Below are 14,533 nucleotides of genomic sequence, written 5' to 3' on the forward strand. Positions count from 1 at the left end.
TGCGCCGGTCGGCGACCGCGCTGCTCGCGCTGCTGCTGCCGATGGCGGCGTGGGCGTACCAGTTCGGCGGTCTGCTCCTGCCCGCCGAGACGTCGGGGCGGCCGGGGATCGACGTGGTGCAGCACAACGCGAGCGACGAGAACACCGACCCGGCGGCGACGGCCCGCGCGCTCGCCGCCGCGAAGCCCCGGCTGATCGCGCTGGAGGAACTGCTGCCCGAAGCCGTGCCCGTGTACGAGAAGGCGCTGGCCCGCGCCTATCCGTACCACGCTGTGCGCGGGACGGTCGGGCTCTGGTCGGCGTACCCGCTCAGCGGGGTGCGGGCCGTCGACATCAAGCCGCACGACCTCACGGACGACTGGCGGCGCGGGCTGCGCGCCGTGGTCCGGGCACCGCAGGGCGAGATCGCGGTGTACGTCGCCCATCTGCCCTCGGTGCGGCTGGGCACGGGTGGCTTCGGCTCGGCCCGGCGCGACGAGAGCGCGCGGCTGCTCGCCGACGCCCTGGACGCGGAGCGGACCCGCGCGGTGATCCTGCTCGGCGACCTCAACGGAACGGTCGACGACCGTGGCCTGGAGCCGCTCACCTCGCGCCTGAACGTGTCGGGGCGCGGTCTCGCGTTCAGCTTCCCCGAGGCGTTCCCGGTCGCACGGATCGACCAGGTGATGGCGCGGGCCGCCACCGTGGGCCGGATCCGGACGCTGCCCGCGACCGGGAGCGACCATCTGCCGATCATGGCTCGGATCACCCCTGCCTGACGGCCCGTCGGCGGCCGACGGACGTTCGTTGTCAGTGGCGGACCCTAGAGTCGCTCACCGTGACCACGACCTCTGCTTCTTCTTCAGCATCGGCATCCGGCTCGGCTTCCGGCTCGGCTTCCGGCTCGGCTTCTGCCTCGACCGAGGCCCAACTCGCCGCGACCGCGCGGGCGTACGACCACTGGGCCGGGCCGTACACGGAGCTCGTCCGGACCGAGTTCGACCGGCTTCCGCTCGACCGGGCCATGTTCGCGGCGTTCGCGGACACGGTGCGCGCAGGCTCCGGCACGGCCGTCGCCGAACTCGGCTGCGGGCCGGGCCGGCTGACGGCGCACCTGCGTGACCTGGGACTCGAGCCGTTCGGCGTCGACCTCTCGCCCGTCATGATCGACATCGCGCGGCAGGCGTATCCCGGTCTGCGGTTCGAGGTCGGCTCCATGCACGCGCTCGACCTGCCCGACGCCTCGCTCGACGGCGTCGTGTCCTGGTACTCGCTCATCCACGCGCTCCCGGCGGACGTGCCCGGATACGTCGCCGAGTTCGCCCGGATCCTCGCGCCCGGCGGTCATCTCCTGCTCGGCTTCTTCGAGTCGGAGGGCGGCCCGGTCACCCCGTTCGACCACCGGGTGACGACGGCGTACCGGTGGCCGGTGGACGAGCTGGCGCGGATCGCCGCGGTGCACGGGTTCGCCGAGACGGGGCGCATGCTGCGGGAGCCGCGGGAGGGCGAGCGGTTCCGGCGCGGGCATCTCCTGCTGCGCAAGGAAGGTCGACGGGACTGAGGTTCCGGACGGACAGGTGCGGCTCCGGCGGCACGGGGGGACGCAGGAGCCGCCGGGGCCGCACTTTGAACTCACAAAGTACAAAGTATGGACGTGCTCGGCAGAAGTCGCCTACGGTGACGGGCGCAACCGTAGGAGTACCGCCCTGCCGGCACGCGTCCCCGTCTGCCGGCGCATCCGTACAGCTCGACCGGAGTGCGATCCGGCGGCCTCCGGTCCCGTCCTGGAGGACCGATGCATCCACGGCTGTTCCGCCGCGCCCGAAGACACCTCACCGCTCTGCTCGTCGGAGGCTTCCTCGCCGGTGGCGTGTGGGCCGCTCCCCCGGTCACCGCCGCCCCCGACGACATCCCGCCGCAGGAACCGGGCGTCACGCTCCGGGTGTTCGACACCCAGGTCCCGCTGAGCAAGCTGTGCACGCTCAAGCCGGGACAGACCCCCAACCACGACAAGCTGATGCCGACCGTCGACTGGTCGTCCACCGACGACTTCGGCGGCTTCGCCGACAACTTCTCGGCGCAGGCGACCGGCTACCTCGTCGTGCCCGAGGACGGCTCCTACGCCTTCCGGCTCACCAGCGACGACGGATCGCGGCTCCTGATCGACGACCGGGAGGTCATCGACCACGACGGGCTGCACGGTGCCGAGCCCAAGGACGGCACGGTCGAACTGACCGCCGGCTCCCACCCGTTCCGGGTCGACTACTTCGAGCGGACCGGTGGTCAGCAGCTGACCCTCGCGTGGCGGCCGCCGGGCGCCGACGCGTTCACGACGGTGCCGGACACGGCGCTGACGACGGACGACGGCGTCGTCCGCGTCACGGCGCCCGGACGCAAGGAGTGCGAGGCGGGCGCCGACAGCCCCGGCGACGGGCTCCCGCTCACCGACGTGCGCCCCGACCTGACCCTCACCGACCTGCGCCCCGACGGCTTCGAGCCGCAGGTCACCGGGATGGACTGGCTGCCCGACGGCCGGCTCGCCGTCAGCACCTGGGGCGGCTCCGAGAAGACCGAGGGCGAGGTCTACCTCCTCGACCACGTCACCGGCGACACCAGCCGCGACAAGGTGACCGTCCAGAAGGTCGCGAGCGGACTGCGTGAGCCCATGGGCCTCAAGTACGTCGACGGCTCGCTCTACGTGTCGCAGAAGCACGAGCTCACCCAGCTCGTCGACAAGGACGACGACTCGGTCACCGACGAGTACCGCACGGTGGCGACCTGGCCCTACAGCGGGAACTTCCACGAGTTCGCCTTCGGGCTCCTCTACCGCGACGGCTCCTTCTACGTGAACCTGTCCGTCGCCATCAACTACGGCGGTGCGACCACGACTCCGCAGCCCGCACCCGGCCGCGGCACCACGTACAAGATCAACAAGAAGACCGGGAAGATCAAGCCGGTGGCCGGGGGGCTGCGCACCCCGAACGGCATCGCCTGGGGCCCCGAGGGCAGCATCTTCACCGCCGACAACCAGGGCGGCTGGCTGCCCGCGTCCAAGCTCGTGCAGATCAAGCAGGACCGCTTCTTCAACCACTACACCGAGCCGGCCGGCCCGTTCGACGACCGGCCCGTCACGCAGCCCGTGCTGTGGCTGCCGCAGAACGAGATCGCCAACTCGCCGAGCACGCCGCTGTATCTGACCCAGGGCCGGTTCAAGGGCCAGATGCTCTTCGGCGACGTCACCTACGGCGGCTTGCAGCGCGGCTACCTGGAGAAGGTCAAGGGCCAGTACCAGGGTGCCGTGTTCCGCTACACGCAGGGCCTGGAGGCCGGCGTCAACCGGATCTCCATGGGCCCCGACGGCGCGATCTACGCGGGCGGCCTGGGCGCCGACGGCAACTGGGGCCAGGAGGGCAAGCTCAAGTTCGGCCTGCAGAAGCTCACGCCCAACGGCGGCAACACCTTCGACATCAAGGAGATGCGCGCCGTTCCCGGCGGCTTCGACCTCGAGTACACCCAGCCCGTGTCGGCGGCCACCGCGGAGAAGCTCGCCTCGCACTACGAGGCCGAGCAGTGGCGGTACACCCCGACCGCGGACTACGGCGGTCCGAAGATCGCGGAGAAGAAGCTCTCCGTCCGCTCGGCGGCCCTCGCCGACGACGGCCGGACCGTCCGGCTGCGCCTGGACGGCCTGGAGCCCGGCCGGGTCGTGCACGTCCGCTCGCCGCGCCCCTTCACCTCGGAGTCCGGCGAGTCCCTGTGGAGCACCGAGGCCTGGTACACGCTCAACGCGATGCCGGGCGAGCAGCCGCCCGCCCCCGTCTTCCACGAGGCGGAGGAAGCGCGCCTCACCGGCGCCGTGGGCATCAACACCGATCACCCCGGCCACTCCGGCAGCGGTTTCGTCGACCGGTACGCCACCGAGGGGAAGGGCGCCACGACCTTCGACGTCACGGTCCCCCGGGCCGGCGACTACGACATCGGGCTGCGCTACTCCAACGGCCCGAACCCGTTCCAGGGCACCAAGTCCCTCTCCCTGTACACCAACGGCAAGAAGCTGCGGCAGACGTCCCTGCCCTCGACCGGCACCTGGGACGCCTGGTCGACGCGGACGGAACGGGTCACGCTCAAGGCGGGCCGCAACACCGTCGCGTACCGCTTCGACCCGGGAGACACCGGTCATGTGAACCTCGACCTGATCACGGTGCGCCCGCACGGCGCCCCCGTGACGCTCTTCGACGGCACGGCCGCATCCCAGTCCCAGTGGCAGCACACCGACGGCCGCACCGCACAGTGGCCGCTCGCCGACGAACGGTCGATGGAGGTCTGCTGCGGTGACCTGCGCACCAAGGAGGCCTACCAGGACTTCTCGCTGCACGTGGAGTTCCGGGTCCCGCTGCTGCCGGACGACGTGACCGGACAGAACCGCGGGAACAGCGGCGTCTATCTCCAGGAACGCTACGAGGTGCAGATCCTCGACTCGTACGGGGACACGACGCTCGACAACAACGAGGCGGGAGCGATCTATCTGCAGAAGGCGCCGGACGTCAACGCGGCCACGGCCCCGGAGACCTGGCAGACCTACGACATCACCTTCCGCGCGGCGCGCTTCGACGCCGACGGCGCCAAGACGGCCGACGCGCGCGTGACCGTCGTGTGGAACGGCAAGAAGGTCCACGACGACGTCGCGATCGACGGGCCGACCGGCTCGGGCGCGCCGGAGGGCCCGGCGGCCGGGGCCGTCCGGCTGCAGGACCACGGGAACAAGGTGCGCTTCCGCAACCTGCGGATCGAGCCGTTGAGCTGACCCCGGGGAGGCGTCACCGGCACGCCGGGTGCGGCCACGGCTCGCGGAGCCGTGGCCGCACCTGTGTCGCGCGGGCCGTCAGGCGGCGCAGTGGTGCGCAGCGGACCGGGCGGCGCCGACCGTCACGTCGAGGCCGGTCGGACCGGTGAGGTGGACGGCGGTCACCTCGAGGCCGTGGTCCGTCCTCTTCTGCTCGTTCACGACGAGCCGGGCGAGCCCCAGGTCGATCGTGTGGTCCGGCGTGTCCGGCACGTCGACCACGACGCCGGCGATCTTCAGGGTCAGCGAGGTGCTGCCCTTCTGCTCGGCGCAGCTGCTCGCCGAGGTGGCGGTCAGACCGGACACCTCGACCACGGGCAGACCCGCGATCCCGATGCGCGCCGCGCCGACCGAGGCCGTCGACGTGGCCGTGCCCGGGCCGGTGGTCGTGGCGACCTCGGCGCACAGCGCGTCGGCGGACAGGACCGGGGTGGAGACGGACGGGGCGCAGGCCGGTGTCACGGTCGCCGCGGCGGCGGAGCGGACGTCACCCGTGTCCGGGGTCGGGTCGACCGTCACCGGGAGCAGGGGCAGCGGAACGGTCGCGGACAGACCGAACGCCCGGCCCGTGACGTACTGGAGGCGCACGGTGGCCTGCGTCTTCGACGCCTTGTACGCGTCGTCGCCCGCGAACGAGGCCGCGACGGGCAGGGTCGCGTCCGCGGTGAGCGGCTGCTTCACCGAGTCGACCGTGCAGGCCGCGCGGCCCTCGGCGTCGGTCTTCGCCGTGCAGCCCTGTGCCGCGTCGCCGGATCCGAGGCTCAGTGCCACCTCGCGTCCGGTCACGGCGGCGCCGCCGTCCTTCTCCGTGAGGGTCGCGCCCAGTTCGGCCGCCGCGCCGTTCTCGACGGTCGTGGCACCCGACCAGGCGAGAGCGGTGTCCTTCTGAACGGGTGGCTGGGTGCCGCCCGCGCCGACGTCGAGCTGGTCGACGTCGATGTTCAGCGTCACGCCGCCATGCGTCTGCGTCAGGTCCCCGGAGTACTGCTTGATGCGCTGGTGGTCGGCCCACAGCGCGGCGGGGATCTTCGGTTCGTCGGTGGTGGCGTTGTCGTCCCACTTCGCGAAGTCGATGACGTCGGGGGCGAGATAGCCGCCGCCCTGGGCCGCGTCGACCAGGTCGGTGACGAGCGACGAGAGGCTGCCGTACGCGCCCGAGCGGAAGCCGAGTTCGTGGACCGTGCGGGTCCACGACTCCAGGAAGGCGGTGACGACGGCGCCGTGCTGAGCGTCGTAGTGCTCCATGTTGTAGTACAGCACCGAGCCGGCGGGCAGCCCGAGCGAGCCGGCCGCACGGACCGCGTCGCGCGCCGAGGCCGCGCCGTCCGCCGCCGGGTCGTCGATGACGTCGCAGGTGCCTCCGCAGCTGCCCGCGTCGGCGGAGGCCTGCGGGCCGACGTAGACCGGGAAGTACTTCCAGCCCGCGTCGTACTGCGTCTGCATCCAGTTCGCGTCCACGGTGACACCGCAGCCCGCGTTGACCCCACCGATGTAGACGCCGACCGCGCCGTACGGGGAGGCGTCCTTCCACGCCTGCATCTGGCCGCCGGACGGGGCCGCGCAGCGGTCGAAGCCCTTGCCCTGGAAGGACGTGGCGTCGGCGGGCAGTGCGGCGGCCGCCGCGGGGCGGTTCGCCCGGGTGCCCGCGGCCGGGGAGTCCGGCGTGGCCGCTGCCCCTGCGGCGGGGAGTCCGGCGCCGGTGAGGATCCTCTCGACGGTCTTGCGGTCGGCCCCGTAGGAGCCGGTGACGGCGAGGCCGGGCGCCGTGGCGCGGTAGCTGTGGTCGGTGGTGTTGCGGGTGACGCGCGCGGTGGACGCGGCCCGGTCGCGCGTGCCGCTCACGGGCTGCACGAGCAGGGCCTCGGTGCGGCCGAGCGCGGTGGCCGGGCAGTCCTGGCGCGCACCGGGTGTGCCGAGGTACACGGCGTGCCGGTCGAAGCGGACGCAGGTGTCCGGATCACGGTCGAGGTCGATCACGTCCCAGGACGCGGGAACGGTGAACGTCCGCCCCTGGTAGGTGACATGGGCCGACCCCGACGGTCCGCCCGGGTCGTCGGCCGCCGTGGCGGCCGTGGCGGTGCCGAGTGTCCCCGTGGTGAGCGCCGCGGTGGCGGCGCAGGCGAGCAGGGCGCTGCGCAGGGTGCCGCGCGCGCCGCGAGATGGTCTGTGCCGAGTGATGGTTCCCCCTGAACCCGGCGCCGGCCGTGCGTGACCGGCGCAACTCCAGCGATGACCCGGGCGAGACTGCGGGACCCGGGCGGCGCCCGTCAATCGGCGCGCGGGGCGACCCCGGGCGAACCGGCCGCGGCGGCACGGCCCCGCCCGCGGCGGGGGCGTCCCCGTTACCCGAAGTAGTACGCGCAACGTGTTCGAAATGTGTCGCGCCCCCGCGATGAACGGGCGGGTCAGGCCCGGCACCCCGTACGCGGCCCACACACGCCCACACAGCAGGCACACGGCGCCTCCACCGCCGCCGGTTGTCCTGATCGCGCCCTCGCGTCCCGGCAGACCTCAAGGCCCTCTATTGTTGCGCGAGTTGAACATCAGCAGGGGAACGGGGGACGGGTCCGGCATGCCCAGAAGTCACGACCACACGGAGCGCGGACCGGCCCTCGTCGAACCGCTGGAGCCCACCGACCCGCAGCGCGTGGGCCCGTACCTGCTGCTCGGCCGCCTCGGCTCGGGCGGCATGGGCCGGGTCTTCCTGGCCCGCTCCGAGAGCGGCCGGACGGTGGCCGTGAAGGTCGTGCACGAGGAGCTGACCTCGGACCGGCGCTTCCGGGCCCGCTTCCGCCGCGAGGTGGAGGCGGCGGGACGGGTCGACGGCGGGTACACCGCGCGGGTGCTCGCGTCCGACCACGAGGCCCCGCGCCCGTGGGTCGCCACCGCGTACGTGCCGGGCGCCTCCCTCGAGCAGACCGTCAGCGCGTTCGGCCCGCTGGAGGCCGATGCCCTGCGCACCCTCGCGGACGGGCTGCTGCACACGCTGGCGGCGGTCCACGAGGCCGGTGTCGTGCACCGTGACCTCAAGCCGTCCAACGTGATGCTGACCGCGGACGGCCCTCGCGTCATCGACTTCGGCATCGCGCGCGCCGTCGAGACCTCCGTCGAGTCCCTCCTGACGAGCACCGGATCGACCATCGGCACGCCCGGTTTCATGGCACCGGAGCAGGTGCGCGGTGAGGAGGTCGGGACCGGCGCCGACGTCTTCGCGCTGGGCTGTGTCCTGGTCTGGGCGCACACGGGACGCCTCGCCCACGCGCACGGGTCGAGCAACGCGCACGCCCTGATGTACGGCATCGCCGAGCAGGAACCGGATCTGTCGCTGATCCGGGACGAGGACCTGCGGTCCTTCGTCGCGCGCTGCCTGATCAAGGACCCGGCCGAGCGTCCGGACGTCGCGACCCTGCTGGCGGAGACCTCCTGGACGGGGAGGACCGCGTGGCTGACGCCGACGGTCCTGACGCATCTGGCGCGGCAGACGGCGCTGCTCCTGGAGGTGGAGGCGCCGGAGGACGTGCCGGCACCGGAGTCCGAAGCCGGCACCGGTGAGGAGCCGGGCGGGGTCGTCGCGCCGCCCGTCCCGGCCGACCGGGACACGTTCCCGTTGCGGCCCGCGGCCCCCACGCCCGACGACGGGAAGCCCACGCCCGGGAGCGGCCGGGCGGCGGCCCCGGACCGGACCGGCCGACTGCACGGTCGCACGGCGTGGATCGTGCTGGCCGCGGTCGTCGCGGTCCTGCTGACGAGCGGCACCGTCTACTACTTCGTCAGCGAGCGTCCGGACAGCTCCGACGTCGCCGACGGCTCGGGCGCTGGGACGCCCGCTCCCTCCGCGACGCGGTCGGCCGCCACGGCGTCGCCGTCGGCGAGCAGTTCGAAGGGCGGCGGCAAGAAGAAGGACCGCAAGGACGACAGGAAGGACGGGACGGACGGGGAGGACGGGGCCGGGAAGGGCGGCGGCAGCGGGGACGACGCGGCCCCGTCCGGCTCCGGCGGTTCCGCCGGAGCGGCCGAGGGCGACGAGGCGAACGTGCCCGCGGACGACGCGCAGGGCGGCGGCTCGGGTTCGGGCGGATCCGGCGGCGGCAGCGGCGGCGGTTCGTCCACGGCGGGCGGCGTGCCCGCGTACTTCGTCGGCACATGGAAGGCCGCCATGCCCTCGTACGGCGGCTGGCCGCCGGACCACATCGTCGTCCGCCGGGCGGCGAAGGGCGAGCAGGCCGTCACGTTCGTGACCGCGAACGGGTATCCCACCTGCACCTACGTCGCACGGCTCGTCTCGGTCGAGAACGGCGGCAAGCGGCTCAACCTCGGCGAGGGGAACCCGGACGAGTCCCGCTCCGGCGCGGGTTGCCAGGTGATCTCCCCGTCCTACCTGGACGCCGACGCGCCGTCCAGCGTCGACTACTTCCAGGATCAGAACCAGACCGTCCCGGGCAACGCCTCGAAGTACACCCGCTCCTGAGCTCAGCCGCGGCCCGCGCGCAGGTCCGCGAGCATCCGCCGCTGGTGCCGGTGGCCCACCGTCTCGTATCCGACGACGGTGACGAACGGGGCCAGCATCACGACGAGGAGGCAGACGGCCACCGTGACCCCGGCCGCGGCGAGCAGCAGGGCGGCGGCCAGGACCGCGAGCGTGAGCGTGATCAGCAGGAGGTGGAACGGGTCGGCCGAGGACAGCAGCAGGGTGTGCAGCAGGTAGATCATCAGGAGGTACAGCGCGACGGGCACGGCCAGCGCCGCGACCACCGCGACGTCGCCGATCTCCGCGTGGTGGTCCAGGAAGAGCCCGGCGACGTGCAGTCCGGCGCCGGCCCCCGCGATGCCGATGAGCAGCGGGATGTGCCCGTACCCGAAGAGGTAGCCGCGGCCCCTGCGGTGCACCAGGATGTCGCCGAACGGCGTCGAGAAGTACACCCACCACATGCCGAAGGTGAGACCGACTCCGGCCACCACGACCGCGACCGCGTTCCAGGTCCACTCGGTGCCGTCCGCGCCGCCGAGCAGGTCGCCCGAGGAGGCGACGGTGCCGACGACGCCCTCGCCGAGCGTGATGATGGCGAACAGGCTGTACCGCTCGGCGACATGGTGCGGATGCCAGGGCGTGCCGCCGGCCCGGCCCTGGGCCAGGACGGGCAGCCCGAGTTCGAGGGCGCCGAGCACGATGAAGGACACGAACACGACGGGCAGCGGCAGATGGGAGAAGGCGATGGCCACCCAGCCGACCTGGACGATCACGGTCCAGCGGATGTTGGACATGCAGACCCCGCGGTACTCGGGGGACTCACGGCCGGCGCGCCACCACTGGAGGATCATGCCGACGCGCATGACGACGTAACCGAGCACCATGACGCGCAGTTCGAGGTGGTCGCCCTCCTCGACGGAGTGGAACATCGCCGGGAGGCCGAGCGAGAAGACCACGACGCCGATCATCGTGACCATGGTGAGGACGCGGAAGAGCCAGTCGTCGGTGCCGAAGGCCGAGGCGAACCAGCTGTAGCTGATCCAGGCGACGCTGATCGCGAACATCGCGAGGACGAACGCCGTGACGGACTGCCCCGCGTGGCCCTCGGCGATCATCTCGGCGAACCGTGAGGCTGCGGTGCCGACCGCCACCACGAAGGTCAGGTCGAACAGCAGCTCCAGCGGGGTGGACACCCGCTCGCGCTCCTCCGGGTCCCGTCCGGTCATCGGGACGCGGCTGTGGGCGAGCCGGGGCGGTCCGGGTGCACCGTGGTCGAAGTCGCTCATGCGCAGCATGATGCCGCATCGGCGGATCTTCGCGACTCGGTGCCGCACCCGGGCGCACGACGCCATACTCGGCCCGACGGAATTGACATGCATTCAACACAGTGGTCGACGCACCCCCCAGGAGTCCTCCATGGCGCGATCCCCGCTTCCCCGCCTCACCCGCGTCGCCGTGACGGCGGCCCTCGCCCTGGCCGGTCTCGCCGGCACGGCCCCGGCCGCGCACGCCGGGACGGCGACACCGAGCCTGCGCGTGCTGACGTACAACACGTTCCTGATGAGCCGGAACCTGTACCCCAACTGGGGTCAGGAGCACCGCGCCGACGCGATCGCGCGGGCGCCGTTCTTCCAAGGGCAGGACGTCGTCGTGCTCCAGGAGGCCTTCGACAACGGCGCCTCGGACACGCTCGGGAAGGCGGCCGCGGCGGCCTATCCCCACCGGACGCCGGTGGTCGGCCGCAGCACGAGCGGCTGGGACGCGACCGGTGGCGCGTACGCGTCGACGACACCCGAGGACGGCGGCGTGACGCTGCTGAGCAAGTGGCCGATCCTGCGCAAGGAGCAGTACGTGTACGAGGACGCGTGCGGCTCCGACTGGTGGTCGAACAAGGGGTTCGTGTACGCGGTCCTCGACGTGAACGGCGCCAGGGTGCACGTCGTCGGCACGCACACCCAGTCGACGGACTCCGGCTGCGGGGCCGGTGAGGCGCGGGCGGACCGCGCCGCGCAGTTCCGGGCCATCGACTCCTTCCTCGCGGCGAAGGACATCCCGGCGTCCGAACAGGTCCTGGTCGCCGGTGACATGAACGTGGACGGCCGGGGCGACGAGTACGCGTCGATGCTGGAGAACGCGGGCCTGGTCCCGGCGGACGCGCGCACCGGGCACCCGTACTCGTTCGACACGCAGGAGAACTCGGTCGCGCGGTACCGCTACCCGGACGACCCGCGCGAGGACCTCGACCACGTCCTCTTCAAGAAGGGACACGCACGGCCCGCCGCGCCCTGGACCAACGAGGTGGTGCAGGCGCCGAGCGCTCCGTGGACGGTGTCGAGCTGGGGCACGAGTTACACGTACACCGACCTGTCCGACCACTACCCGGTGATCGCGTCGGCGGGCTGACCCGGCCGCCGGGGCACGCGCCGTCCGGGGCGGACACGTAGGGTCTGACCTGTGCCCGCCCCGTCCCCCGCCCTGCGCCGTGTCGCCGTCCTCGTCCTGGAGGGCGCCAAGCCGCTCGACGTCGGCATCCCGGCGCAGGTGTTCACGACGCGCGCGAGCATGCCGTACGAGGTACGGGTGTGCGGGGCGGCGCCCGGCCTGGTCGCGGGCGGTGACGGGCTCGCGTACTCCGTCGCCCACGGCCTGGAGGCGCTCGACTGGGCCGATCTGGTCTTCATCCCCGGCTACCGGTTCCCGGACCGCGAGGACCCGCCGCGCGCCGTGCTCGACGCCCTGGTCGCGGCGCACGCGCGCGGTGCGCGGCTCGCCGCGATCTCGACGGGCGCCTTCGCGCTGGCCGCCACCGGTCTCCTCGACGGCCGCCGCGCGACGACGCACTGGCACTACACGCGCGCCCTCGCGACCCGCCACCCCGAGGTGCGCGTGGACGAGAACGTGCTGTTCGTCGACGAGGGCCGGGTGCTCACCTCGGCGGGCGCCGCCTCCGGTATCGACCTGTGCCTGCACGTCCTGCGCGGTGAGCTCGGCGTGGCGGCCTCCAACCACGCGGCCCGGCGGCTCGTCGCGGCGCCCTACCGCAGCGGCGGCCAGGCCCAGTACGTGCCGCGCAGCGTGCCGGAGCCGCTCGGGGAGCGGTTCGCGGCGACCCGGGAGTGGGCGCTGCACCGCCTCGGCGAGCCGCTGACGCTCGAACTCCTCGCGCAGCACGCGGCGGTGTCGCCGCGCACCTTCTCGCGGCGCTTCGTCGACGAGACCGGGTACACGCCCCTCCAGTGGGTGATGCGGGCCCGGGTCGACCTCGCGCGCGAGCTGCTCGAGCGCTCGGAGCGCGGTGTCGAGCAGATCGCCGCCGAGGTCGGACTCGGCACCGGCGCGAACCTGCGGCTGCACTTCCAGCGCATCCTCGGGACGACGCCGAGCGAGTACCGGCGGACCTTCGCCCGGGGCGAGTGAGGGCCGCCGACGGCCCTGTCGCGATCCTTGCGGATCGTGGCGATTGTGCCCCTGTCCGGGATACGGGCGCCGCGCGAGCCTGGTGGCGGACGACGGACGAAAGGACTCCCCTCATGACCCGCATCGCCATCAACGGATTCGGCCGCATCGGACGCAACGTGCTGCGTGCCCTGCTGGAGCGCGACAGCGACCTCGAGGTCGTCGCCGTCAACGACCTGACCGAGCCGAAGGCGCTGGCCCGGCTGCTCGCCTTCGACACGACCGCGGGCCGGCTCGGCCGTCCCGTGACCGTCGACGGGGACACCCTGGTCGTGGACGGCCGCCGCATCAAGGTGCTCGCGGAGCGCGAGCCGGTCAAGCTGCCCTGGCGGGAGCTCGACGTGGACCTCGTCCTCGAGGCCACGGGCCGCTTCACCTCGGCCGAGGCCGCGCGCGACCACCTCACCGCCGGGGCCCGCAAGGTGCTCGTCGGCGCCCCGTCGGCCGGGGCGGACGTCACGCTCGCGTACGGCGTCAACACGCAGGCGTACGACCCGGCGGCGCACACGATCGTCTCCAACGCCTCCTGCACGACGAACGCGCTCGCCCCGCTCGCCTCCGTCCTGGACGGGCTCGCCGGGATCGAGCACGGCTTCATGACGACGGTGCACGCCTACACGCAGGAGCAGAACCTCCAGGACGGGCCGCACCGCGACCCGCGCCGGGCCCGCGCGGCCGGGGTGAACATCGTCCCGACGACGACGGGTGCGGCCAAGGCCATCGGCCTGGTGCTGCCGCAGCTGGACGGCAAGCTGTCCGGCGACTCGATCCGGGTGCCCGTGCCGGTGGGCTCGATCGTGGAGCTGAACACGACGGTGTCCCGCGAGGTCACCCGGGACGAGGTACTGGCCGCTTACCGCGCGGCGGCCGAGGGTCCGCTCGCCGGGATCCTCGAGTACTCGGACGACCCGCTGGTCTCCGCCGACATCACCGGCAACCCGGCCTCCGCGATCTTCGACTCCGAACTGACCCGGGTGGACGGCCGGCACGTGAAGGTCGTCGCCTGGTACGACAACGAGTGGGGCTTCTCGAACCGCGTCGTCGACTCCCTCACCCTGCTCGCGGCGGGCTGATCCCCCGGGGCGCGTCGTGCCCGAACAGCACGGCTAGCCCGCGAGGCCGCGGAGGGTGTCGGTGAGGCGTCCGCCCGCGCCGCGGTCCTTGTCGGTGGCCGTGTCGGGGCGGACGACGCCGATGACCTGACCGTCCGCGTGCACGACCACCGTGCACGCGGGCTCGATCCGGCGGGCGCGGTGCACGACGCTCGCGGCGTCCGGCGTGAACATCGCGCTCAGGTCGATCACGAACACGTCGGGGAGCAGGATCCGGGCGCGGGCGAGGGCGAGGACGCTGTCGTGGGTGTGGGACAGCACGTGGACCTCGGGCACGCCCTCGGCCTGGGCGATCAGGCCGGGCGCCCGCGCGATCGACGCCAGCACGAGGACGGTGAGCACGCGTCCATTCTTCCCCGGTTCGGCGGGCCCGGCCGGACGATCCGCCTCCACCACCCCACCCTGATGTGATGCAGGTCATATCACCCGATGAGGAAACCGGCGTAATGCCAGGCCTCAGGAGTGCTCTCACTCCCCGAAGGTCACACCCGGCCGCCGCACCCCGCATCGGAGCCCCTCATGCACGTCTGCCTGGACACCCCCGTCGGAGCCCGCCTCTGCACGCCCGACGGCCAGGAGATCGCCACGCCCGTCACCCTGCGCCACTCCTCGGCCGACCCGGACACCGTCCGGCTCGCCTTCCCGCCGCACGTCACGCTCGACGGGCGGGCGGCC

The 14,533-nt window shown here is 72.8% G+C and carries 10 protein-coding genes; 7 read left to right on the plus strand and 3 right to left on the minus strand.

Going from position 1 to position 14,533, the window contains the following annotated elements; translation table 11 throughout:
* The 3 genes from GTW43_RS00155 to GTW43_RS00165 all read left to right on the plus strand — a co-directional run.
* A partial coding sequence (locus tag GTW43_RS00155) for an endonuclease/exonuclease/phosphatase family protein (RefSeq protein WP_161299475.1) occupies positions 1-758 on the plus strand: 758 nt, incomplete at its 5' end.
* 59 nt (positions 759-817) lie between these two features.
* Entirely contained in the window at positions 818-1,540 is a 723-nt protein-coding gene (locus GTW43_RS00160) for a class I SAM-dependent methyltransferase (RefSeq protein ID WP_343245843.1), read from the plus strand.
* A gap of 234 nt (positions 1,541-1,774) precedes the next feature.
* On the plus strand, positions 1,775-4,783 hold the full coding sequence (locus GTW43_RS00165; protein ID WP_161299476.1) for a family 16 glycoside hydrolase: 3,009 nt from the start codon (positions 1,775-1,777) through the stop codon (positions 4,781-4,783).
* A gap of 78 nt (positions 4,784-4,861) precedes the next feature.
* Here the strand turns inward: GTW43_RS00165 and GTW43_RS00170 are convergent, their stop codons facing one another.
* Entirely contained in the window at positions 4,862-6,799 is a 1,938-nt protein-coding gene (locus GTW43_RS00170) for a choice-of-anchor P family protein (protein ID WP_161299477.1), read from the minus strand.
* Between the two features lie 595 nt (positions 6,800-7,394).
* Between GTW43_RS00170 and GTW43_RS37805 the strand changes: the two genes are divergently transcribed.
* Positions 7,395-9,290, plus strand: a complete 1,896-nt coding sequence (locus tag GTW43_RS37805) for a serine/threonine-protein kinase (protein ID WP_237536316.1) — start codon at positions 7,395-7,397, stop codon at positions 9,288-9,290.
* A gap of 2 nt (positions 9,291-9,292) precedes the next feature.
* On the opposite strand, the gene GTW43_RS00180 is transcribed toward GTW43_RS37805, so the two are convergent.
* Positions 9,293-10,576, minus strand: coding sequence for a low temperature requirement protein A (locus GTW43_RS00180; protein WP_161299478.1), 1,284 nt, complete (start codon positions 10,574-10,576; stop codon positions 9,293-9,295).
* A gap of 130 nt (positions 10,577-10,706) precedes the next feature.
* On the opposite strand from GTW43_RS00180, the gene sph reads away from it, so the two are divergent.
* The 3 genes from sph to gap all read left to right on the plus strand — a co-directional run bounded on the left by sph (position 10,707) and on the right by gap (position 13,819).
* The gene (gene sph, locus GTW43_RS00185; protein WP_161299479.1) at positions 10,707-11,693 is read left to right on the plus strand and encodes a sphingomyelin phosphodiesterase; all 987 of its coding nucleotides are present in this window, start codon (positions 10,707-10,709) and stop codon (positions 11,691-11,693) included.
* A 51-nt stretch (positions 11,694-11,744) separates the two neighbouring features.
* Positions 11,745-12,707 (plus strand): helix-turn-helix domain-containing protein, encoded by a 963-nt coding sequence (locus GTW43_RS00190; RefSeq protein ID WP_161299480.1) that lies wholly within the window; start codon positions 11,745-11,747, stop codon positions 12,705-12,707.
* Between the two features lie 113 nt (positions 12,708-12,820).
* Complete coding sequence (gene gap / locus GTW43_RS00195) at positions 12,821-13,819, plus strand: type I glyceraldehyde-3-phosphate dehydrogenase (RefSeq protein ID WP_161299481.1); 999 nt, start codon at positions 12,821-12,823, stop codon at positions 13,817-13,819.
* 33 nt (positions 13,820-13,852) lie between these two features.
* Here gap and GTW43_RS00200 read toward each other — a convergent pair whose 3' ends face one another.
* Positions 13,853-14,200 (minus strand): hypothetical protein, encoded by a 348-nt coding sequence (locus GTW43_RS00200; RefSeq protein WP_161299482.1) that lies wholly within the window; start codon positions 14,198-14,200, stop codon positions 13,853-13,855.
* Between the last annotated feature and the right edge of the window lie 333 nt (positions 14,201-14,533).

This window comes from Streptomyces sp. SID5785 (assembly GCF_009870065.1).
Classification (GTDB): domain Bacteria; phylum Actinomycetota; class Actinomycetes; order Streptomycetales; family Streptomycetaceae; genus Streptomyces.

Bases quoted from the DNA above. Each gene is read 5' to 3' on its own strand.
- GTW43_RS37805 (WP_237536316.1), top strand. From the start codon at position 7,395: ATGCCCAGAAGTCACGACCACACGGAGCGCGGACCGGCCCTCGTCGAA.
- sph (WP_161299479.1), top strand. From the start codon at position 10,707: ATGGCGCGATCCCCGCTTCCCCGCCTCACCCGCGTCGCCGTGACGGCG.
- gap (WP_161299481.1), top strand. From the start codon at position 12,821: ATGACCCGCATCGCCATCAACGGATTCGGCCGCATCGGACGCAACGTG.
- GTW43_RS00165 (WP_161299476.1), top strand. From the start codon at position 1,775: ATGCATCCACGGCTGTTCCGCCGCGCCCGAAGACACCTCACCGCTCTG.
- GTW43_RS00180 (WP_161299478.1), bottom strand. From the start codon at position 10,576: ATGAGCGACTTCGACCACGGTGCACCCGGACCGCCCCGGCTCGCCCAC.